This window comes from Phaeobacter sp. JH204B, from assembly GCF_048055755.1.
Lineage (GTDB): Bacteria > Pseudomonadota > Alphaproteobacteria > Rhodobacterales > Rhodobacteraceae > Phaeobacter > Phaeobacter bryozoorum.
The window spans coordinates 35,631-56,203 of sequence record NZ_JAYMXF010000027.1 but is presented as its reverse complement, the minus strand read 5'-3'; the positions used below and the strand labels follow the sequence as shown (position 1 = coordinate 56,203).

Here is a 20,573-nt window from a genome sequence, read left to right as displayed (position 1 = left end):
GTTTTCGCAACTCTGCGACACAGAAACGGATACAGACACAACCCCCGGAACAGACCCCGCCCTGCCCAGCGACCGGGGATATACGACCCAAGGATCCAGCCGATGACGACCGATATTGCCATCACCCGCGCCAGCGCCACCGAGCCCGAGGCTCAGGCGCTGATCAAACGCCATCTGGCACAGATGGCCGCGCAATCCCCCGCAGAAAGCTGCCACGCACTGGATAGCAGCGGCCTTGATGCCGCCGATGTCGCCTTCTTCATGCTCCGCCGCGACGGGCGGGCCATCGCCATGGGCGCCCTGAAGTCGCTGCCCGACGGCGGCTGCGAACTGAAATCCATGCACACCCTCGCCGAGGCCCGCGGCAGCGGCGCCGGACGCCAGATGCTGGAGTTCCTGCTGGACCGCGCCCGATCCGACGGCGCCCCTGCGGTCTATCTCGAAACCGGCTCGACCGAGGATTTCACCCCAGCCAAACGGCTCTATGAAAGCTACGGCTTTGTCGAATGCCCACCCTTTGGCGACTACAGCAAGGACCCCTGGTCGCTATTTATGCGCCTTGACCTGCGCGCCGCGGCTTGACCCTTCCCCGCGTCCTGTCATAACTGGCGCCAGCGGTCCCTTAGCTCAACTGGATAGAGCAGCTGACTTCTAATCAGCAGGTTGAGGGTTCGAGTCCTTCAGGGATCGCCAGTGCTCCATCCATTGCCAATTAGGCATAACCTTGCACACTTTAGGGGTTTTGATGCACACCCCGTGTCAAGTGGAAAGTGCCAATTGACGTTTTGAGTAGCTAAGTCCCCGAGAGAAAATGCTTTCGTTCCTTGACTGACACCCGGGACACCAGCAGGCAGATATCAGCTCACCAGCGTGTTCAGGACGGGTGCAACCTCCTTTTGGAGGTAGATCGGTCCGATAGCCACACCATTCAGCCGGAAAACTTCAATCCCGTGAGCTGCAAAAGCCGCCAGAATCGTGTTCCGGTGAAGCCCGGTCTCCTTCACTATCACCGTCGGCGTGGTGAACTTGTCATGGAAAGCAGCGATGTCCACACCGGACATCCGCCACTGGGAGCGCTTTGTCACCGGGTGCAGAACCTCCATCGCAGGCGTATGGCCACCTTCGATCAACGCTTGGAACGCCCCCTTCTGCCGCACTCCGATGGAGCGGGCAAAGGCAGCTGCGTTCATTTCCCCTTCCATGGCCGCCATTTTCTGCTCGCGGGGGCGAAGCAACTCCGACTGATCAACTTCGGCAACGTTGACGACGAGTCCGTGATAACCAAACGTTTCAGCGTGCTTGCCGACCCTCAATCTGCCGTCTCTGATCGCAGCGATAACCTGGCCGACAGAAAGACCCGCTCGCTTGTGAACATGTTGGATCGTTTCCCATCCTGGCGTACCAGCTTCTAGCAAAATGGCTTTTCGCTCCAAATCCTCGAGCAGGTGCAGCCCATCAGACACCCGCCAGGGAGACTTGATCGTTGCAACTTTCGTCCTGGGCGCCAGAACGCCGTCAGCTTCTAGTGATTTGAGTTCGACTAGCGTCGCGCCCATTGCTTTGCGCATCGCAATCGGCCCGACCAAAGTCGGGATCTCCTCCAGAAGGGGTTTGTATTTCTTTGCGTCGAAGGTCTTGCGAGCATCAGCGCGCGTGTCATCAGGAGGAAACGCTCCAGCCTCAGTCAGGAAGTCGCTGAGGACCGACTTGCCGACCCCGGTTTCCTTGCTTGCCGAGGCAAGAGAATGGAGGCGTCGTTCAGGCACGGTTTGACCGAGAACCTCATCTCCCGCCTCGACCGGCCAGATCTTCAATAAATGCCGACGTAAAATATCGCGAAATCCATCAAAGCTATCATCGCTGCGATAGAGGCGACCAAGGGCCTCGAGCAGCATCGGCAATGCCTGTTTTGACCCAAAGTACCCCCCATCCCCCGCCTGCAAAATGCGATCGAGAGCACACGTGATTGCCTCAGGCCCTCTCGATGCGGCATCAAAGCCTTTGGCCTTCGCAGCACGGTCGTCAATTTCAAGTTCCTGAGCACGAAAGAGTTCCTTGCCAAGCAACGCACAGAAGGTCATGGCGGCAAACAAAGGCTGAGTTGCCAGCCACGTTTTGTCCTCACCTTGCGACAGGCGCCGATCAAGCCAGACGTCATAGGCGGACGGCTCAATCAGATCGCAGTCAAACCTGCCCACCAGAAGGTTTGGCAGGATCTCAGCCAATCTGGCACCGGCATCATCACGACTTACAGGCCGCGAGCTTTCCCAAAGTGGCATCAGAGGATGGCGGTGCCGCAAGCACACATCAACACCGCGGCACAGCCAGTCTCCCGCCATGGCCATGTGCCTCAGCGGAGAGGCTTGTTTTTCTGCCGCCTCACGCAGGCAATGAGGGCAGCCACGGATGATAGGGTTGCGTACGGCGCGGGAGACAAAAACTTCTCCGCGATATTTCATGCGTACGTCCCCGATTCGCTCACCTGTCCATGACAGCATGGTGGCCAGCTGAACGGGCGCCAAACCGGATCGGGTGGCAAAAATGTCAATCGCCTCCTGCTCCTGGTTCAGGATCCGCTTTAAACTAACGCCAAGATCAAGGGCAAATCCGGTGGCGTCGGTACCATTGATCGCAGCCATGCGCGAAAAGAAGGAGGGAAGTGTTTCCCGCTCCGAAGGTTCGACCGCCAAGGGCAACGTTTCTATCAACGGTGAACTCCGTCTCATTCTTGCATAACTTTAGGGCAAGATCGCTTATGCAAGCGCGAGTGTCCAACCCGTGAGGCCCCAGGATAGATTCAGGATGGTATCAACCCCACCGTTGGTAGCGAGTGTGCTTCAAGTTAAGTTCGAGACCATTGCCCCGTCTGTGTGAAAATTTTGAGAAGTTTGTAAACCCAAGATTAGGAACAGACATTCGTGTCTGCTCCTTCACAGTAGACAGGACAGTAGCTGTCTTGCCTCAGTTAGGGCCAAGGTCAGGAATGCATAGAAGCGCCCTTTGCAAACTCGGCCGTTTGACGCAACCAGCCGAGTTTTTACGCTGCGGCGCAGCCCGCCGTTTCTGCCGTTCGCTGCGACCGCGAGATCCTGCACCCGGTGAATTCACACAATGCGGGACAAAGCAGTCCTTCGCTGCAAACGCAAACTGAGCCACCACGCAAAGCTCCATGGCTTCCAACCGTGCTACCAGCATCAGTTCCGACATCAAGATTGGAACGTTGGAACACTTCCCATAAAAAATTGTCTCAACGATTCAGCCAACTCACTACACTGCATGCAACTTTCAGTGAGTGGGTAAAATTTGTTCTTTGCAGGTCGCCTTGGCGTCCAAGCGCGCCGCCGCAGTCTTAGCAACACCCTCGGCTGAACAAGAGCATCCACCACACCCCCTTCTAGCTGTATTGCACTCAGCCTTCTGACGTGCAAAGTCAAAGCAACTGAGCAACAGGAGTTTGAGGTCATGCATCCCTCAAGGTTTCAGATCTTTAGCCTATTTGACGCGGTAGATGTCGATATCAATTTCCTTGAAAACTGTGGCATTTTAGTTGGCCCCAACGGAATAGGGAAAAGTAGCGTTGCAAATATTTTCTACTATTTTGTTTCAAGGCAGTGGAGTAGGTTAGTTGATTACAGGTTTGACCGGATAGCACTCTGGTTCGGCGATGAAGTTGTAGAAATTGGTCGAGATGAAATCACTGGTCTTTCGAAAATCGCAAGCGTTTTCGATGATCTAAGCCCGTCTTCAAGAACATTCGATATTTTAAACAAGCTGAAGTCAAAGGATAGGCTAGAAGAGTTTCTGAGTGATTTGGTTTCTTCCGGGAGGAATATGCCGAACTGGAGGGACTACCTTTCCGACGACTTGTCATCTGACCAGTTCAGGCACTTCATGTACTCACTGCGTAGGAGAATGGAGCGCGACGACGATGACTTTTTTCGCTGCCGAAGAGAAACGTAGAGGCTCAGTTAGATGAATATATGCCGGGGAGAACTTTGTTTTTTCCCACCTATAGAAGAATTGAAAAAGATCTCCGCGAAATTTCCCCAAAACTTCGAAGAAAATTCAGGGAAGATCTTTCATCCGATGGCGAGTTAGAGCTTACGAGATCCTCTCGCTACTACGTTGACCTTGTAAGCTTTGGAATGAATGATGTTCGAAACCGACTGAATGGGTTGGCAAGTGAGTTAAGAGATTTCTCTCTTTCTAAATTTAATGAACTATCAGGCCTGTATCTGAAGGATGTTATCAGAGGGCAAGCTGATGACTTCAATGTTGAACAAATTCGAGACCTTTCAGAATCGGCTCTTTCTAAAATCTTGGGGCGCGTGAGTGAGGATGTCCTGTCCGATAATGACAAAACCTTACTTAGGCAAAAAGTTACTTCCATCAGATCAAACCCCTTGGACTCGATTAGTGTTCATGACCGCTTCCTGGCGCACTATTTCTCGAGGTTGGTAGTCGTAAATGAAGAAATCTCCCAAAAAGAGGGAGATATCCTTTCATTTGTCGAGACTTGCAACGACTACCTGCATCCTAGAAAGCAGATCGTTTATGATGAAACGACTTTCAGCACAGCAATCTATGACCAGGTATCTGGCCCCATCGACCTAAGCCTGCTCTCATCAGGTGAAAAACAAGTTATTTCCGTCTTTGCTCATCTCTTTCTGGATAAGCAGGAGGTTCAAACTGTAATCATTGATGAGCCTGAATTATCGTTGTCGGTTCCATGGCAAAAGCGCTTTCTAGAGGACATATTGAAGAGTAATAGATGCAGCTTTCTACTCTCTGTAACGCATAGCCCGTTTGTCTATCAGAATAGCCTCCGGCAACATGCGTTAGATCTTCGCAAGAACATGTATTGATCATGAGGGCGGGACCATTGGAAGACTATGCCGATTACCTTGCCGCTGAGGCTGTTTCGGAGAATGCTGCAGTACATGAGTTCATAGCGTCCTATCAGGATGAAAATGAAGTTCACGTTTTTCTGGAGGGTGAAGAGGACTTTATATACTACTTGCCCGAAATAAGAAGGTTGGCAGGCTCAAGGAAAGTGCTTCCATATAATTGCGGCGGGAAATGGAACGTCGTGGAGGCTCGAGACTTTATCGAGGGATCCTATGATGTAATGGCTCTATTTTTTGTAGATAGAGATTACGACGACTTGCTAAACCGGCAAGCAAGGAAAAGTGAGTCTCTTTATATAACTGATGGCTATTCTATTGAGAATATGATGTCTTCCGATGAGGCCGCGGATGTGCTTTTGACTGATATTCTCGCCTTGCCTGCTAGGGATGCGTGTCGCCTAAAGAGCCGTATTCTGAAAATTCAAAATCAAGTTAAGTTTAGAATGTATGCTCTTGCGGCTTGGATATTGGCTGCAAAGGATGCTTTTTGCAGTCCAAACTTAAACAACACTAACTCCATGGGATCTCTTCTCGCGGTTTCAAGCGATGGAGATCTTTTGTTCTGCGGTCAATGTTTTCTAGACTTCAAAAGGAAGGTCGATTCGGGAAAAGGTGTGCCTCCTCTAAATCTGCAAGTCAGATGGTATCGCGCTATACGCTCTCTAGAATTCAATACGATTTGCCGTGGGAAATACCACGCCTGGATCTTCTCCAAATCAACACAATTTGCAATTAAGGAAGAAAATGCAAAGCGCAAAATTGCAAAGAAGAAGATTAGGGAGCCGGAAAGCCTTGCAGGCGCTCGTGTTGTAGAACTTCTCGCGGGGCGCGTTCCCTACCCACCTTCATTGACAGAGTTTTTGGAATCTAGGTTGAGCTAGGAGCCTGCCTGGCCATTCTTAGGGCCAATTGAATTGCCTTATTCTTGTCAAGTCGTACTAGCTAGGAATGAAGAGTTTTCCCTGCTCTGTGGTGTCAGCTTACTTCTGGCTTAGTGTCACCCCATTGGTTGGATGCGGAGGCTATGGTTACTGAAAGTCTATTTGCGGCTGCAACATTCAAGCTAGGCGGCGACGGCAGCTATGGGCTGAGGCTGTGTGAAAACTCCGGATGCTGTATGCTTTTCGGCAAAGACCGGAGGCAGGCATGTCGGGATATATCGAGGGTACTGACCGCAGTCAGGTGACACTTTTTCCGGCCCGGCTGGAAGACTGGATAGACGAGGATAATCCGGTCCGCGTGATTGACCTCTACGTGGACGAGATTGATCTTGGGGAGATCGGTTTCCTGCGGACGGCGCCGGCGCAGACAGGACGGCCCGGCTATCACCCTTCGGTCCTGCTGAAGCTGTTCATCTATGGCTATCTGAACCGCGCCCCTTCGAGCCGTGCCTTGGAGCGGGAGGCTGGGCGCAATGTCGAGGTGATGTGGCTGACGGGTCGGCTTGTCCCGGACCACAAGACGATCGCCGACTTTCGGCGCGACAACGGCCCTGCAATCCGGCGGACCTGTGCGCAGTTCGTCGAACTCTGTCGCCGGATCGGGGTGCTGAAGGGGGATTGTGTTGCCATCGATGGCTCCAAGTTCAAGGCGGTGAATAATCGCGACAAGAACTTCACGAAAGGCAAGATCGCCAGCCGCACCGCCCATCTGGTCGCGAGCATCGAGCGCTACCTTGAAGAAATGGTTCGGATCGACCGTCAGGAAGAGGGCGAGGCCCGGGCCGGGAAGATCGCCAACCTAGCGCAACGCTGCGAGCGCATCCGGCAGGAGATCGAGCGCCTGGTGGACATGGGCGAGGCGCTCAGGGAGAGCCCGGACAGGCAGATCTCCCTGACGGATCCGGATGCCCGCTCCATGGCCACCAGCGCCAAAGGCAGCGGTTTTGTGGGCTACAACGCTCAATCCGCAGTGGATACCGAGACCCATCTGATTGTCGCGCATGACGTGATCAATGCCGGGCATGACCGTGAACAGCTGTCGCCGATGGCCAAGGCGGCGAAGGCCGCTCTCGGACGCGACGAAATGAGCGCGGTGGCAGACAAGGGCTATTTCAGCGGCCGGGAAACTCTGGCCTGTCACGAGGATGGCATCACCACAACCCTCCCCCGGCCCGAGACTTCGGGCAACCGCAAGAAGGGCATGTATGTGAAGGCCGACTTTGCCTATGACGCGGATGCGGATATCTACCGATGCCCGGCAGGTGAGACGCTGACATACCGCTACACGACCGAAGAAGGCGGCCTGGTGGTACGGCGATACTGGACCAACGTCTGTCAGGCCTGCCCTGTCAAGGCGCGCTGCACGACCGGCAGGGAACGTCGTATCACCCGATGGGAACACGAGCATCTGGTCGACGAGATGCGTGGCCGTTTGAGCCGCGACCCGGCCTTGATGGGCCTCAGCCGCTCAACCGTCGAGCACCCGTTCGGCACAATCAAGAGCTGGATGGGAGCGACGCACTTTCGGATGCGAACGCTCAAGAACGTCCGCACCGAGATGGCCTTCCATGTCCTCGCCTATAACATCAAGCGGATGATAGCCCTGATCGGGGTACGTGGGCTTTTGGCTGCCATTCCGGCCTGATGGGCGGCGCTCAGCTCAAATCGTACCGCAAAAAACGCCACAAGAGCGCGGATTCAGCCCTCTCCGGCGCATAAGGCGCTAAAGTGACCCAAAATCCGGCTGCCTCCACAAAATCGACTGAAACTTCCTTATCGTCGAGAAACCAAACGAGTTTCCACACACCCTCGGCTCTCACCAAGATTTCGCCGCCACCAGGCAGAACCTCGGCTTTTGGGACACGGATGGCAGCACATCATCGGAAACGCCGCAGGATCAATCTCTTGGCCGGAGCTGTCGATGGCCGGTTCCTGTCCACGCACAATAAGGGTCTTGCTGCGTTGGCATTCGGCGGCAGGGAGCCCACTTCGACCAATGCTGCGCGCTGCATGACTTTCTACTTCCCACAGGCGGGGGTATTCCCGCCTGTGTCCCTTCCCTGCAGGATCAGCAGGTGTGATCCGGAACTAACTTGCCGGTACAGTGCGGTGCTGTCTCCATAGGCAATGCCCGAGACCGGGACTTTCTGAACATTCGCGGCTCATGCTCCCCATTCGCAGAAGTTGCGAAGTGCTCCAAGAGTAAGCGCGGCAGGCAGAGGCTCGCCGCGGTCCGAACCGGTCGGCCGCTAGGCTAAGCACCAGTATTCAGTCGGCACAATTGCTCTGCATCGCACTGCCGCACCCCACGGCTTCTCCACGCCCGGTTTTCCGCGTCCTGGCCCGAGCCAGCCTCAGTCCCGGATCACCGCCATGACTGCGCCGCCAAGCTCCTTCAGGGCCGCGTTGCGCGTGCCGAAATCCGCATCTGCGTCAGACAGAAAGATGGTGATGATCCACGGCGCACCCTTGTCGGGCGTGACCATTGCGATGATGTTGCGCGTGTGGCTGCCGCTGCCAGACTTGTCGAAGACCTGCCAGTCCGTGGGCGTGTCAGCGCGCAGCAGGTTGCCCGTCACGCCGCCATGGCTCATCCAGTCCGCCAGCTGATCGCGCGATGCCGGGGACAACGCACGTCCCAGCAGCAGCTTTTCCAGCGTGGCAGACATTGCAGCCGGGGTCGTGGTGTCGCGCGGATCGCCGGGGACGAATGCGTTCAGATCGGGCTCGCGCCGGTCCAGGCGGCTGACCGGGTCGCCGATGCTGCGGAAGAATTGCGTAACTGCCTGCGGCCCGCCCAGATGGTCGATCAGGATGTTGGCTGCAGTGTTGTCGCTCATGTCGATGGCGGCAAGGCACAGCGCGCCAATCGTCATGTCCCCGCCAACCCGTGTTTTTGCGACCGGCGAGTAGGACTGCAGATCCGCCTCGCGTACCGGCAGCGCATCGGAAAGAGCCAGTGCCCCCGCATCGCGCTGCGCGAGCACGGCCCCGCAGATCGGCGCCTTCACGGTGCTGTTCATCAGGAAACGTTCATCCTCCCGGTGCGACCAGACCGTCTGCCCTCCAACTTCTTTGAGCGACAAACCGACGCGCCCGCCAAGCCTCTGCTCAACTTGCGACACAGTTTCGGCCAGCGCCTCGAGGCGCGTTTCGGCGGCGGACAAGGTGGCCAGAGACAGGCCAAGAGCGAGCCCCGCCGCAGCGCGCGACAGGACGGAAGCGGTGAACCGCATGGGACGTTCCTTTCGGGATAAGAGCTAAAGACGACATCAGATGATGTCATGCGGCTGGTATAATTCAGCTTGATCCAGCGCTACAAACGACAAATCTTATCACCTGCCATTAGCTGAGGTATTGCCATGGATCGCCCCGACCTGCCGTTGAACGCCCTGCGCGTGTTCGAGGTTGCCATGCGGCAGGGCAGTTTCACCAAGGCCGCCGTCGAACTGCGCGTGACCCAGGCCGCGGTCAGCCATCAGGTCGCGCGGCTGGAGGATCTGCTGGGCGTCACCCTGTTCCTGCGCACCTCTCAGGGGCTGGTGCCGACCGACGAGGGGCAACGGCTTTTCCCGGTGCTCGAACACGGGTTCGATGCGATGGCGCGGGTGCTCGGCCGCCTTGGCGGGCAGCGTGACGTGGAGGTGCTGAAGGTCGGCGTGAACACGACCTTTGCGCTCGGCTGGCTGATGCCGCGGGTGGAAGCGTTCCGGCAGGCGCATCCAGAGATCGATCTGCGGATTTCGACCAACAACAACCGGGTGGAGATCCTGCGCGAGGGGCTCGACATGGCGATCCGCTTCGGCACCGGCGGCTGGACCGGACATGACGCAATCCCGCTAATGGAAGCACCGTTGGCGCCGCTCTGCGCGCCGCAGCTGGCGGCGCGTCTGCAGCATCCAACGGACCTCGCGCAGGCGACACTTCTGCGCAGCTACCGCAGCGCCGAGTGGCCTGGCTGGTTCGAAGCGGCAGGCGCACCATGCCCGCCGGTCACGGGCCCGGTCTTTGACAGCTCAGTAGCGCTTGCGGAACTTGCCGCCTCGGGAGCAGGTGCGGCGCTGCTGCCGGTCGCCATGTTCGAGAGTTTCATAGCCCAAAGCCGCCTGGCGCAACCTTTCTGCGTCACCTTTTCCGCCGGCCGCTACTATCTTGCCTGGCCGTCAGACCGCCCGGCAACACGGGCGATGAACACATTTTCCCTATGGCTTTCCGGGCAGCGCACAGGAGAGCCAAAGCTGATGCCCCTTGCTGGATCGGGAGAAGCATGAGCACTCAGTATTGCCGCCACTCATGGACCGGCAAGGCCGCGCGATGCACGAACGGTTGGTTTTCTGAAGCCTCACTTCGGAGTGGGCCAATGATCGTGTGCCCTCCCTCCCTAACAGAGGGTGTATAAGATTGTCGGTTAAGGGCCCGCACGAAGCCTTTATTACCCGACTTCTGCCAGGCAGAGAGTGATCGCTTTGGCAGATTTTCTTTAGCTGAGGCGCCTTCAAGAAATTCGTTTGAACAGATAGGCAAAAGGCGATCTTGTATAGGCGATACCGCGCCCAGAGGCCTTGATGTTTCCCACGGTGATCGACTGCGGCTTTTTCGGCACCATGTAGGCGTCCAGCTCCTTATCTGAAATACGGTAGTGGTCCCCTGCGGCGGTTACAACCGCAGCCAGTTCAAATCTCGGATCCAGCCCTGCAAGCGCTGCATCTCCATGACTGGAATTGGCCAGAAGCACACCGCCAATACGCAGCAAATGGCCGCAGGTTTCCGAGATGAACCCCGCATAGAGCGAGATCAGCAGGTCAAAGCTCTGCTCCTGTAAGGCCAGCGACCTGTAGTCGCCTGAAACGAAGCTGACCCGCCCGTTCATGTTCCCGCTATGATCGCAGATAATTTGCGCCACCCCTTCGTCATCGGCAAAGAACGCCTCTGCCCGAGTGTCCATATCTGCGTAGGTCACATCGCCGTAGACAAAAGAGGGGGCTATATCGACATAGCTGCCTGGATAGAGGACCTTGCGCGCCGGAACGGCGGCGCTGACGGCCTGAAACAGCCGCCAGCGGTCGCCTTTATGGCGATCCTGTTTGTTCCACAGGATTTGGGTTCTTCGTTTCAACGCGCAGCTTCCGGTCCGTTGTTCCAAAGGTCCATGGCAATCTGATGGGCTATCATCTCTACGCAGAACCCGCCTTCTGCAACCGCTGCCGCGACACCGCTGAATCCGGTCCGGGCATCCCCAACCACGTATAAGCCAGGCACATTTGTTGTTCCCGCAGAGTCGGCCCGTTCCGGCATCCCCCAGTCATTCTCACCTTTTGCCAATACTCCCAGACGTTCTGCAAAACCGGTGGAGGGTGCGGAAAAATCCTCAACGGCAAATCCGCTTTGCCGCGCTATTTCCCGGCCATCCTCCAGCGTGACATGTGTGAGAATTCCTTCGGCGGATCGCAAGCCTGCAATATTGCCTTCCTCAACCGGGACACCCTTGGCAATCAGTTCAGCCTTCACCTTGGCGTCCAACGGCCGCCCATTGGTGAAAACGATCATATCGTCGGACCAAAGCCGCATCATCGGTACGAAATGCTCGACCTCATCGTGACCGAAGATCGCCAGCGCCTCCCCGGCATGCTCAAAGCCGTCACAAAACGGGCAGGGATAGACCGATTTTCCGTACACTTTTTCGATGCCGGGCAGCGCCAGCTGATCCAGATCGTCACGGTAGCCAGTTGCAATCACCATGCGTGCGCCGGTCAGAGTCTCACCACCCCAAGTCGTTACGGAAAAGCCCCCAGGCAGTTGTGCCACATCCACTGCCTTGTCGGCGATGTAGCGTACGGAAGGGTATTTACGGAGTTGCTCCTTGGATACTTCCAGCAGCGTGCTGGGATGCGCTCCGTCCCGTGTCAGAAAGCCATGCGAGGCTGTAGTGACGAAGTTTCGGGGCGCCTCGGCGTTTATAAAGGCGGTTTTGAGCCGGCTTCGCCCGGCTACCAGAGCCGCTGATTGCCCGGCCGGGCCGCCGCCAATGATGATAAGGTCGTAAAACACGCCTGCCATTTCTGTCTCCAGTTCTCAGTGCCATACCATTGACGGCTAGATAGGCTGCCTCCCTGCGTTGCTGGAGAGCGCAGATTTGGGTATTATCGGCTGATCTTATGGTTTTCAGGGTTTTCACATGGCGACGGACAATTCCGCTACTGCGCCGCATCCGCCCTGCTTTGTCATCCACGAAACGGGGGTGAAAACATCACCCGGCGCTGTTTGCGTCCATGCTGAACACGGGCTGATCCTGGTTTGCGACGGCTGGTTCACCATGGAGCAGCGCTATGAAGCCCTGTCCCTGCCAGGGACGGTTACGGTTGTTCCTGCTGGCGTTCCGCATGTTCCGCTGGCGGGCGAGGATCTGGAATACTGGCTGCTGGGGTTTTCGGCGGGAGGGTTAGGATTTGACGAAGCCCAGGCCGTCATGCGCCCGTTTGCCGAGGTCAGGCTTGGCGCAGCACCGGTGATTGCGCTGGACGATCCGGCTCAACAGCGTTTGCTGACCTGGTTCAAAACCCTTGCAGCGGAGACAAACGAACAAACCGACGAAAGCGCTGAGGTGCAGCGCAGCCTTATCACGCTGATTCTGGCCGAGATCACACGAGCCATCCCAAAGCCGCAGGAGGGCATGGCGAAATCTGCATTGGTTGCCAAGGCACTGCGTTACATTCAGTTGCATAGCCTGTCGCCAATATCGTTGAGTGACGTCGCCGCAGGCGTGGGCCGAACCGCCCCCCATGTTGCGGCAACCGTTAAATCTGAGACCGGTTTTACCGTTGGGACTTGGATCACGTCCGCCCGGGTCGCAAAAGCAGCTCAGCTCCTGCAGCATACCGATTTGACAGCCGCCCAAATTGCACCGCGCGTCGGTTGGCAGGACACAACGCATTTCATCCGCCAGTTCCGGAAAATCTATGGAACCACCCCTGCCGCCTGGCGCAAGACGATGCGACAGGCAAAATAGCAGCGGAAATCCGTCGCAACTATTTGCGCGAAGGATGATCTTGCTTCGCACCACGTGAATTGGCGCTACTGCAATAAAAGCGGGCTCAACCTGGACCGGCCGTTTAAACCAGAAGCGGCGAGCTCACCCTTTGAGCCCATCCTTGACAGCTCGCTGTGGTGCCGCGAAGGGCCGCTTCCGGTATTTTAACTTTGCGGATTGCCTCAAAGGCCCAGCTGGCATTGCGTAAAATATTGCGGCCACAGCTAGTTAGGCCTGGAAACCTGGCAGCTCCTTGGCCAGCATATCTATGAAATGTCTCACTCGTGGTTCCAGAAACCGCTTATGCGGATACAGGGCAATAATCGGCACCTCACCGCAATCGACGTCCGGTAAAATCCGCACCAGTGTCCCAGCATTAAGGTCATCTTTCACTAGGGTACCCGGCAAAAAGGCGATGCCCATTGCTGACAGGGCCGCTTCGCGGAGCCCTTCCGCACTGTCGAGCCGCAAACGCACGCGTCCCGGTGCAGTGCTCCAGAACCCGGGCGCTTCTTGTAAAGCCCAGGCCTGGCGCTGGCCGACACTTGAGAATTGCAGCAGGTCGTGTGCGCTCAGTTGATCAAGATTCTGCGGCCTGCCCAGATCCTTTAAATATTCAGGTGATGCGCACAGCACAGGCCGATCTGTCATCAAGGTGCGCGAGATGAGGGACGTATCAGGGGAGGAGACACCGACCCGCACAGCGAGGTCGAAACCCTCTTTGATGATACGGGTGACGGTATCGGAAAAACTGATTTCGAAACGAACTTCGGGCCATTCTTTCTGAAAGCGGCGAACAACGGGCATCAAGAGCCGCCGTCCCAGTGCATCGGGCGCTGCGATCCGAAGTGTCCCGCTGGGGATACCGTCAGTGCCCGCCATGCTCGTGTCGGCAGCGGCAATTGCTGCTTCGATGGCCTGTCCCTGGCGGTACAGTCTTTGCCCTTCTTCAGTCAGGCTAATCGCGCGGCTCGTGCGGTTCAGGAGACGGACACCGTACCTGTCCTCGAGCCGTGCTACTGCTTTTCCCGCCGTTGACCGGGACAGACCGAACGCTCTGCCGGCAGAAGCGAAATTCCCGGTCTCCACCACGGACAGGAAAACCAGAATATCATTTACCTTTGAACCGGCCATTTCACTCCTCTGGGCGAAATTTCTTCGCCTCAGCCACGAACAGGGTTCGCCTTTAGTTCAGCTTACATTGAACGCCATCAAGCGCAATAAAGGGAAATGAAATGTCGAACACACTCATCCGGATGAACCCGGCAACGCTGCCGGACGCCAGTAAGGTCGGCTACTCCCAGATCTCCATCTCTAATCCTGGCCGGCTGGCATTTGTCTCCGGTCAAGTTGCGTGGGACGCGGCGGGGTCTGCGGTGCCGAAAACGCTCGAAGCGCAAACCAGGCAAGTCGTTGCAAACCTCAGCGCCGCCCTGCAGGCCATCGGTGCCAGCACCAGCGATATCGTTCAGATGCGGATCTACATGATGGAGCTGAACGACGAGACAATAGGCGTCGCAATGGCGCAGATCGCAGGATTCCTCAAAGGCGAGCAGCCAAGCTTGACCGGTATCGGCGTCGCTGCATTGGCGGGGCCTGATCTTCAGATTGAGATTGAAATGGTTGTTCAAATTCCGACCTGAAGCAGGAAGAGGCGCGGAGTGATAAACTAAACGCGGATATTGTGATTTCAAGCTGCAGTGTCCGCAAAGTCCGCTCACCGTTGGTCGATCCAGGTTGCGGCAAAGGGGTGGATTGAATTTTGCCCTTCGAACCGACTGTCAACGGCCGGTTTAGCGACACATGCTGCTTTACAGCGAAAACCACGCCGCACCCGCGAGCGAATGCTGCGTCAGCAAACACAAAGAAAGGCAACGGCAGCAAAGTCCCCTGCAGCATACCTTGGCTTGTCAACTAGCAAAGGTCAGCAAACCGCGCGACCTGCATGAGCACCCGTCACGGCTGAAAGGCAGGACGGATGTCTGCTTCAGGCTGAGGCTGTGTGGAAACGTGCGCCCGCGATCTCTCTCGTTGAGCTCATTTCCGCAGATGATCCGGAAAACCATTCAAATGGACGAGAGATTGCAGATATCTGGCGCTTCAGCTGAACAAGGGGATCGATTTGAGTTTCCACACTCCCTCGGCTGGCTGCGGAAGTGCAGTTTGCTTTGTGCGGCACTCTAGGCGCCTAGTCCTTGTGCCGCGCCGCCGCATGAGGATCCCGGCAGTAAAGAAAGCTCTTCTGAGTATAGGCGCAGCAAGAGCTGATGTTCGCACTCATGCGGCGGCGGAAAAACCCTACATCGAAAGCATGTTCGGTCCCACGAAGCCGATACTGCTCAGTCTCCTGCATGGATACACAGGTCGCAAGCCAGGCGAACTACCTGGGTACGATGCGAAGGCAGCCGGCGTGCTGGACGTCGATCTCCTGTACGAGATCCTCAACTTTTTTCGACGAGTATCTTCTTGTGTTCGCTGCCCGCTTTGCGGCCTCTGCCTGCCGCCACTGGTCTCTGCCGTCCATTATCCGGCAGCGCATTCCGCGGCGGTGTCCCAAGATGAATTCAGGCTGCCCTCGCATGAGCGGTCAAGGAGAACGCAGAGAGGCTTGTGTGATGCACTTAAGCTCCCAGCCGTTTGCGGGTGTCCTCATCCTGATCGCCATCTGCCATGCGCCCGAATGCCTGCCGCCACCCCGGTGCCAGATCCGCCAATTGCGACAGAACGTCTGCATCATCCCGGGAAATCCTGCGGGTCAGGCGGGCACGGGTGACCCGCAGAACGCTCCAGTCCGGATGGCGCCTTTCGGCCAGCGTAATCCGGTCGCCAGCAGCGGCATCCCCTTCTTCCAGAACGCGGTAGTACCACCCCGTGCGGCCCGTTTTCTGAAACAGATAGGGCATCTTTGCGTTGCCTGTGTGCAGCCCCAGTTTCCAGCACGGCTGGCGGCCCTGGCTGATCTGCACCGTCGCAGACCCCAGCCTGAGGATATCGCCGATGCAGAGGTTTTCTTCTGTCAGGCCAATTGTGGTGATGTTCTCGCCAAAGGCAGCCGCCTCAGTGCCAGCAGCCATATGCCCCTCGCGCTGCCAGGCGGCATAGTGATCGAAGGCATAGTGATGAACCGCCTTTTCAGCGCCGCCATGCACCGTCAGGTCCGCCTGCGCATCGCCTGTAAACCCGGTCAGCGTGACGGCCTGGCGGCCGGACACCTGGTCCTTTTGAATGGCCGAGGGCGCTTTGCCGTCCCAGCGGGTCCGGACAGTGCCAAAGAAAATGCCGCCGATTTCTGCCGACAGGTCAGGATGTGTCATTCAGGGTTCCCTGTGCTCAATGCAAATCTTGTGTTTTTCCCCAGCCGCCAAAGCCAGCCCCAGCAGGGTGCAGAAGCCGTGTTCTGCGCTGGCATCATGATAGGCGCAGGTCCGGCAACGGCCGAACGAGTGGCCTCCGTTGGCTGCCAATGCCAGATTCAGGCTTTGCATCAGGCCATCTTTCAGGCTGCGCTGCACATCCGGCGGCAGGCTGCCGATGGCCTTGGCGATCGGATTCGCCTGCTCCGCCGCTGCAAGACCGTCCTCAGTGAGCGCATAGGATATTGACCGCTGGTCGGAGTCCTGCCGCCGCTCGGTGGCATACCCCTTGCGCACCAGCGCCTTCAGCGTCTGGGACATCGTGCCGCGCGTTGTTCCGAGATACTCCGCCACATGCGACGGGGACCGGGAAAACTGATTGGCTTCAGACAGATACTCAAGCGCGGCCTTTTGCGTCGGGTTCAGGTCCCCGGTCCAGCCGCCCGCGGAATCTATCCTGGCAAGACGGTTGATGAGGATACGGATGCCATGATCGTTTTTCATAGGCAACCAATAGCGAGTCGAAATTAAAGTTGCAATCCACCTCTCCATTTAGTAGCGAGTCGCTGCCAAATAACAGGAGACGATTATGAAACTGTCCTTTGCCGTGTTTGCCGCTGCTGCCTTCACAGCCTCCGCCGCCATCGCCGGCGGCGGCCACGCCCTGCATCAGGAGGGGGCCGTCATGTCCCCTGCCGATCCTGGCAAGGCGGCGGATTTTGACATTCTGGCCGCGCATGCGCATCGCGATGGCAATACTGTGACCTTCCACATGACCACTGCCGGCACCGCAGGCGCTTCGGTCCCGGATGCATCCGGGGCCGTTGGCGGTGCAGATGTCTGGTCTTATGTGTGGCCGACCTCTCTGGACCCTTCCGCAGTGGGGTTCGAGGGCGGCACCGGAATTCTTGCGCTGGCCGCAACCAGCCATCCGGATTTCGACGACACGCCGCTTTATGATGAGAACGGCGATGGCGACCCGGCCAATGACGGCGTCGAATGGCACAGCCATTGGGTGGTGCTGACCCCGTCAGACGCCTGCGGCCCGGGCGCCCTGTCCGTGCGCGACATTGCCGAAGGAACCGCGCCCAGACTGCCCGCAACATGGCCGGGGTTCCCGGTCTTCCTGGACAGCCCGGGCTTCACACCGCTGTTTGACGGGCCGGAAATCAGGGTGAACGCCGGATTTGCCAGCGATGTCCAGCTGGAGGGCGTTGCCTATGACGGTGTTACATCCGCCCTGCGGGTGAATGCAAACATCCACGCCCCGCTGCTCTGTGTCACCGATGTCTTCGATGTTGCCTCAGGCGACCTGAGCCTGCCCGGCAAGCTTCAATAATCCGCACCGGGCAGCCGCCGCAAGAAAGGCGGTTGCCCCTCATTGAGGAGAAAGCAAATGCAAGCACCAGAATTGCAGGTATCCGAATGGTTCAACACCAATGAAGATCTCAGTCTTTCAGACTTGAAAGGGAAGGCCGTGCTGATCGAGGCCTTCCAGATGCTGTGCCCCGGGTGTGTCTTGCATGGCATTCCACTGGCGCAGAAGGTGCAGCGGCACTTTCCCAGCGATAAAGTTGCGGTGATTGGTCTGCACACTGTTTTCGAGCACCATGATGCCATGTCGCCTGTGTCGCTGAAGGCCTTTTTGCATGAGTACCGCATCACGTTCCCTGTGGCGGTCGACACGCAGGGGGCTGGCCCGCTGCCGGAAACCATGTCCGCCTTCGGGATGCGCGGAACGCCAAACCTTATCCTGCTGGATCAGGCCGGCCGGATTGCGGCGCATCATTTCGGCCAGGTTTCAGAACTGCAGCTAGGGGCGGAGATCGGCAATCTACTTGCAGGCAGGGCTGCCTCAATGACCACCTAGCCCGGGACCGAAGTTTCCAGCAAGTGCGATGGCAGCGGCTGCCCGGTGTGACTGGCTGGCCGGACACTCTGTTTGGACGGAACACCGGTTCACCGGGACCTGCTGCTGGCACCTGAAAAGCCCACGGCCCATCTGAAGCCCAGTGTGCCGGGCTGCCAGCAGGGCAGCGTCATGCCCTGCCTGCAGCGATCAGGGGTGCGGATGCGAAACTCCGAAGCGATTGATCAGGTAGGAAAAAATGTCTTCATCTTTCTCGATTCGGCGCACATCTCCCACACCAGCTTCGCTGAGGTCCGCCGAATGCGTGTCATCCCCGTCCGGCAGGACAATATGCGGGCAGCCCTGGCGATCGCCGGTGTATCCGGGCAAATCCCCGCGCGGGCGGGTGAAATCCACATAGCGCACATCAAGCTCCTGACGGATTTTCGGGAACATGCTCAGAAGACCTTCAACTTTCAGGCAGGCCGGGCAGTAGAATGGCGTATCGCCATATTCCGGATCGTTAAAGTCTGATTTCAGAAGGTACAGGATGGCTTCAGCCATGGATCATTCCTTTCAGGGTCCGCCGCTGCAGATAGTCAGGCTGGCTGCCGGTGTGCTTTTTCCGCTTGTGTCGAGCGCCGCATGCGCTTGACATATCGAACGTCGATGTATATCGCCACAGCATGAGCATCAATACCAAATCTCCGGACCTCCTTAGCCCCGGCTACTGGAACAGCACCATCAGGATGAGCTTGTCCAAGTTCTTCATTCTCTGTGTTCTGTGCGACCGCGACTTGCATGGCTATGACATAGCCAAGGAAGTCATCAACAGAACAAAGGGGTGCTGCGCCCCGAAGGAAGGCACAATCTATCCGGTTCTGAAACAGTTTACTGAGGGTGGTTACGTCACCTATGAAACGGAGACCGTCTCCGGCCGGGAACGCAAGATTTACACGGTCACTGACAAGGGCCGTGAAGCTTTCAAAGTCGGACTCGGGGAATGGATGAAAATCACACAGGCCCTGAATGATTGTGCGGGCACGGCTGAAGCTTAGTCTCAGCCGTTTTTTTTGCCCTCCACCTTAGATGATCGATGCATCGTTAGACTACATATGAGATATTCACCCGATATCGCACACGCGGATGCTTTTTCTGTCGGCCGATATGCCAGGCAGATGCGTGCAGCCTTCCCTGGGAAGCTTGCACGCCCCGTCCCAGCAAGCAAATGCTTGGAGTTCCTTTGATGCAGACGTCAGCAAACGAGACAATCCACGCGGCAGAATTCAGTCCGGTTTTCCTGTCCGCATTTGGATTCGCTCAGCTATGCTCGTGGGGCACGCTTTACTACGCATTTCCGCAAATGGCTGAGGCAATGGGCGCCGAGTTCGGATGGGCCAAATCCGAGATCTATGCTGCGTTGACAATCGGGCTTTTGATGTCGGCACTGGTGTCCGTCCCGGTCGGCGCCGCGATTGATAAAGGGTATGGCCGTTTGATTATGACCGGGGGCTCGATCCTGGCGGGGATTTTGTTCTTGGCGTGGTCACAGACTCAGTCACTGCTGTGGTTCTACGTTGCTTTTGGCGGCATCGGCTGTCTTCAAGCGGCTGTCCTGTATAACGCTTCCTTTGCTGTTGTCGCCCGGCACTGCGACACCTCCAAAACTCGGGATTACGTGACAACCCTCACCCTATGGGGAGGGTTCGCCAGCACGGTTTTCATTCCCCTGATCGAATATCTGATGGGCTATTTTGACTGGCGCCAGGTTCTGATGGCTCTGGGCTTGGTCAACATTCTGGTTTGCGCAGGCATCTACTCTTTCCTGCCCCGCGCAGGTGCAGCCAGCACTGGCAAAACCCCGAGCCCGGAGAAAACCATGCCCAAAAACGCTCCGGCATGGGCGCTGCGTCAGCCGGTCTTCTGGGCGCTCCTGATGTGCTTCGTACTCTATGGCGCCATGGAGACATCCTTCCGTTTCCACCTCTATCCGCTGCTCGGTGAAAACGGCCTCTCAAGCGAAAATGCTGTCTTTATCCTGGCTCTGTTCGGTCCTGCCCAGGTTGCAGGGCGGGCATTCATGAAGATCTTTCAGACCAGAAGCATTGCATCCATCGGAATTTTTGTCGCCTCCGTCTTTCCTTTGGCATTGTTGGCCTTTGCCTTGTTCCCGCAGAGCTTTCCCGTGCTGGTCGCTGCCGCAATCGCTTACGGGGCCGCAACAGGCATCATGACAATTGTCATGGGGCTGTCCGTTCCGGAACTTTTGAGCAGAACATCCTACGGGGCAATCAATGGCATGCTCAACACGCCTGCCCTTATGAGCAAGGCCTTTGCCCCCGCAATCGCAGCGCTCGTCTGGAGCAGCAGCGGCAGCTATGCCGGGCTCCTCTACGGTCTGGCGGCCGTCAGCGCCACCATGATGCTGGCTTTCCTATCCGCAGTTTTCATCTCCAACCGCAACTCAGTCACTAACAAGGCCCCGGCCTGAAGGAG

General features: G+C 57.2%; 20 protein-coding genes and 1 tRNA gene. 13 read left to right on the top strand and 8 right to left on the bottom strand.

Features of this window, described 5'->3' with window-relative positions:
- Positions 1–102: 102 nt before the first annotated feature.
- The gene (locus VXL81_RS15945) at positions 103–582 is read left to right on the top strand and encodes a GNAT family N-acetyltransferase (RefSeq protein ID WP_416555114.1); all 480 of its coding nucleotides are present in this window, start codon (positions 103–105) and stop codon (positions 580–582) included.
- A gap of 34 nt (positions 583–616) precedes the next feature.
- Positions 617–693: transfer RNA gene (locus VXL81_RS15940), tRNA-Arg, on the top strand.
- A 164-nt stretch (positions 694–857) separates the two neighbouring features.
- On the opposite strand, the gene VXL81_RS15935 is transcribed toward VXL81_RS15940, so the two are convergent.
- Positions 858–2,708 carry a TniQ family protein gene (locus VXL81_RS15935; RefSeq protein ID WP_416555112.1) on the bottom strand — a complete coding sequence of 617 codons (1,851 nt, stop codon included), beginning with the start codon at positions 2,706–2,708 and terminating at the stop codon, positions 858–860.
- Positions 2,709–3,462: 754 nt separating this feature from the next.
- On the opposite strand from VXL81_RS15935, the gene VXL81_RS15930 reads away from it, so the two are divergent.
- The 4 genes from VXL81_RS15930 to VXL81_RS15915 all read left to right on the top strand — a co-directional run bounded on the left by VXL81_RS15930 (position 3,463) and on the right by VXL81_RS15915 (position 7,493).
- Positions 3,463–3,960: a hypothetical protein gene (locus VXL81_RS15930; RefSeq protein WP_416555110.1), complete on the top strand. Its 498-nt coding sequence runs from the start codon at positions 3,463–3,465 to the stop codon at positions 3,958–3,960.
- Positions 3,961–3,995: 35 nt separating this feature from the next.
- Complete coding sequence (locus VXL81_RS15925) at positions 3,996–4,865, top strand: AAA family ATPase (RefSeq protein WP_416555108.1); 870 nt, start codon at positions 3,996–3,998, stop codon at positions 4,863–4,865.
- Positions 4,866–4,882: 17 nt separating this feature from the next.
- Positions 4,883–5,788, top strand: a complete 906-nt coding sequence (locus VXL81_RS15920; protein WP_416555106.1) for a DUF4435 domain-containing protein — start codon at positions 4,883–4,885, stop codon at positions 5,786–5,788.
- Between the two features lie 265 nt (positions 5,789–6,053).
- Positions 6,054–7,493 (top strand): IS1182 family transposase, encoded by a 1,440-nt coding sequence (locus VXL81_RS15915; protein WP_416555104.1) that lies wholly within the window; start codon positions 6,054–6,056, stop codon positions 7,491–7,493.
- Positions 7,494–8,202: 709 nt separating this feature from the next.
- Here the strand turns inward: VXL81_RS15915 and bla are convergent.
- Complete coding sequence (gene bla, locus VXL81_RS15910; RefSeq protein ID WP_416555102.1) at positions 8,203–9,084, bottom strand: class A beta-lactamase; 882 nt, start codon at positions 9,082–9,084, stop codon at positions 8,203–8,205.
- Between the two features lie 126 nt (positions 9,085–9,210).
- Here bla and VXL81_RS15905 point away from each other — a divergent pair, with 126 nt between their 5' ends.
- A complete protein-coding gene (locus VXL81_RS15905; protein WP_416545749.1) occupies positions 9,211–10,119 on the top strand; it encodes a LysR family transcriptional regulator in 909 nt (302 codons plus the stop codon).
- Positions 10,120–10,343: 224 nt separating this feature from the next.
- Here VXL81_RS15905 and VXL81_RS15900 read toward each other — a convergent pair whose 3' ends face one another.
- Positions 10,344–10,964, bottom strand: coding sequence for a hypothetical protein (locus VXL81_RS15900; RefSeq protein WP_416545747.1), 621 nt, complete (start codon positions 10,962–10,964; stop codon positions 10,344–10,346).
- Positions 10,961–11,905 carry an NAD(P)/FAD-dependent oxidoreductase gene (locus VXL81_RS15895; RefSeq protein ID WP_416545745.1) on the bottom strand — a complete coding sequence of 315 codons (945 nt, stop codon included), beginning with the start codon at positions 11,903–11,905 and terminating at the stop codon, positions 10,961–10,963. Before VXL81_RS15895 ends, VXL81_RS15900 begins: the two co-directional genes overlap by 4 nt.
- Before the next feature lie 118 nt (positions 11,906–12,023).
- On the opposite strand from VXL81_RS15895, the gene VXL81_RS15890 reads away from it, so the two are divergent.
- Positions 12,024–12,854: a helix-turn-helix domain-containing protein gene (locus VXL81_RS15890; protein ID WP_416555100.1), complete on the top strand. Its 831-nt coding sequence runs from the start codon at positions 12,024–12,026 to the stop codon at positions 12,852–12,854.
- A 249-nt stretch (positions 12,855–13,103) separates the two neighbouring features.
- On the opposite strand, the gene VXL81_RS15885 is transcribed toward VXL81_RS15890, so the two are convergent.
- On the bottom strand, positions 13,104–14,009 hold the full coding sequence (locus VXL81_RS15885; RefSeq protein WP_416555098.1) for a LysR family transcriptional regulator: 906 nt from the start codon (positions 14,007–14,009) through the stop codon (positions 13,104–13,106).
- A 122-nt stretch (positions 14,010–14,131) separates the two neighbouring features.
- Here VXL81_RS15885 and VXL81_RS15880 point away from each other — a divergent pair, with 122 nt between their 5' ends.
- Complete coding sequence (locus tag VXL81_RS15880; RefSeq protein WP_416555096.1) at positions 14,132–14,518, top strand: RidA family protein; 387 nt, start codon at positions 14,132–14,134, stop codon at positions 14,516–14,518.
- A gap of 978 nt (positions 14,519–15,496) precedes the next feature.
- Here VXL81_RS15880 and VXL81_RS15875 read toward each other — a convergent pair.
- On the bottom strand, positions 15,497–16,189 hold the full coding sequence (locus VXL81_RS15875) for an MOSC domain-containing protein (RefSeq protein WP_416555094.1): 693 nt from the start codon (positions 16,187–16,189) through the stop codon (positions 15,497–15,499).
- Positions 16,190–16,732 (bottom strand): MarR family winged helix-turn-helix transcriptional regulator, encoded by a 543-nt coding sequence (locus VXL81_RS15870; protein WP_416549055.1) that lies wholly within the window; start codon positions 16,730–16,732, stop codon positions 16,190–16,192.
- Positions 16,733–16,817: 85 nt separating this feature from the next.
- Here VXL81_RS15870 and VXL81_RS15865 point away from each other — a divergent pair, with 85 nt between their 5' ends.
- Both VXL81_RS15865 and VXL81_RS15860 read left to right on the top strand, forming a co-directional pair.
- Entirely contained in the window at positions 16,818–17,567 is a 750-nt protein-coding gene (locus tag VXL81_RS15865) for a hypothetical protein (RefSeq protein WP_416545733.1), read from the top strand.
- Positions 17,568–17,624: 57 nt separating this feature from the next.
- Positions 17,625–18,098, top strand: a complete 474-nt coding sequence (locus VXL81_RS15860) for a redoxin domain-containing protein (RefSeq protein ID WP_416555092.1) — start codon at positions 17,625–17,627, stop codon at positions 18,096–18,098.
- 189 nt (positions 18,099–18,287) lie between these two features.
- On the opposite strand, the gene VXL81_RS15855 is transcribed toward VXL81_RS15860, so the two are convergent.
- A complete protein-coding gene (locus tag VXL81_RS15855) occupies positions 18,288–18,641 on the bottom strand; it encodes a DUF3088 family protein (protein ID WP_416545730.1) in 354 nt (117 codons plus the stop codon).
- Positions 18,642–18,763: 122 nt separating this feature from the next.
- On the opposite strand from VXL81_RS15855, the gene VXL81_RS15850 reads away from it, so the two are divergent.
- The gene (locus VXL81_RS15850; protein WP_416545728.1) at positions 18,764–19,135 is read left to right on the top strand and encodes a PadR family transcriptional regulator; all 372 of its coding nucleotides are present in this window, start codon (positions 18,764–18,766) and stop codon (positions 19,133–19,135) included.
- A 188-nt stretch (positions 19,136–19,323) separates the two neighbouring features.
- Complete coding sequence (locus tag VXL81_RS15845; protein WP_416545726.1) at positions 19,324–20,568, top strand: MFS transporter; 1,245 nt, start codon at positions 19,324–19,326, stop codon at positions 20,566–20,568.
- The last annotated feature ends 5 nt before the right edge of the window (positions 20,569–20,573 follow it).

Bases quoted from the DNA above. Each gene is read 5' to 3' on its own strand.
- VXL81_RS15945 (WP_416555114.1), top strand. From the start codon at position 103: ATGACGACCGATATTGCCATCACCCGCGCCAGCGCCACCGAGCCCGAG.
- VXL81_RS15930 (WP_416555110.1), top strand. From the start codon at position 3,463: ATGCATCCCTCAAGGTTTCAGATCTTTAGCCTATTTGACGCGGTAGAT.
- VXL81_RS15915 (WP_416555104.1), top strand. From the start codon at position 6,054: ATGTCGGGATATATCGAGGGTACTGACCGCAGTCAGGTGACACTTTTT.
- bla (WP_416555102.1), bottom strand. From the start codon at position 9,084: ATGCGGTTCACCGCTTCCGTCCTGTCGCGCGCTGCGGCGGGGCTCGCT.
- VXL81_RS15905 (WP_416545749.1), top strand. From the start codon at position 9,211: ATGGATCGCCCCGACCTGCCGTTGAACGCCCTGCGCGTGTTCGAGGTT.
- VXL81_RS15895 (WP_416545745.1), bottom strand. From the start codon at position 11,905: ATGGCAGGCGTGTTTTACGACCTTATCATCATTGGCGGCGGCCCGGCC.
- VXL81_RS15890 (WP_416555100.1), top strand. From the start codon at position 12,024: ATGGCGACGGACAATTCCGCTACTGCGCCGCATCCGCCCTGCTTTGTC.
- VXL81_RS15885 (WP_416555098.1), bottom strand. From the start codon at position 14,009: ATGGCCGGTTCAAAGGTAAATGATATTCTGGTTTTCCTGTCCGTGGTG.
- VXL81_RS15880 (WP_416555096.1), top strand. From the start codon at position 14,132: ATGAACCCGGCAACGCTGCCGGACGCCAGTAAGGTCGGCTACTCCCAG.
- VXL81_RS15875 (WP_416555094.1), bottom strand. From the start codon at position 16,189: ATGACACATCCTGACCTGTCGGCAGAAATCGGCGGCATTTTCTTTGGC.
- VXL81_RS15870 (WP_416549055.1), bottom strand. From the start codon at position 16,732: ATGAAAAACGATCATGGCATCCGTATCCTCATCAACCGTCTTGCCAGG.
- VXL81_RS15865 (WP_416545733.1), top strand. From the start codon at position 16,818: ATGAAACTGTCCTTTGCCGTGTTTGCCGCTGCTGCCTTCACAGCCTCC.
- VXL81_RS15860 (WP_416555092.1), top strand. From the start codon at position 17,625: ATGCAAGCACCAGAATTGCAGGTATCCGAATGGTTCAACACCAATGAA.
- VXL81_RS15855 (WP_416545730.1), bottom strand. From the start codon at position 18,641: ATGGCTGAAGCCATCCTGTACCTTCTGAAATCAGACTTTAACGATCCG.
- VXL81_RS15850 (WP_416545728.1), top strand. From the start codon at position 18,764: ATGAGCATCAATACCAAATCTCCGGACCTCCTTAGCCCCGGCTACTGG.
- VXL81_RS15845 (WP_416545726.1), top strand. From the start codon at position 19,324: ATGCAGACGTCAGCAAACGAGACAATCCACGCGGCAGAATTCAGTCCG.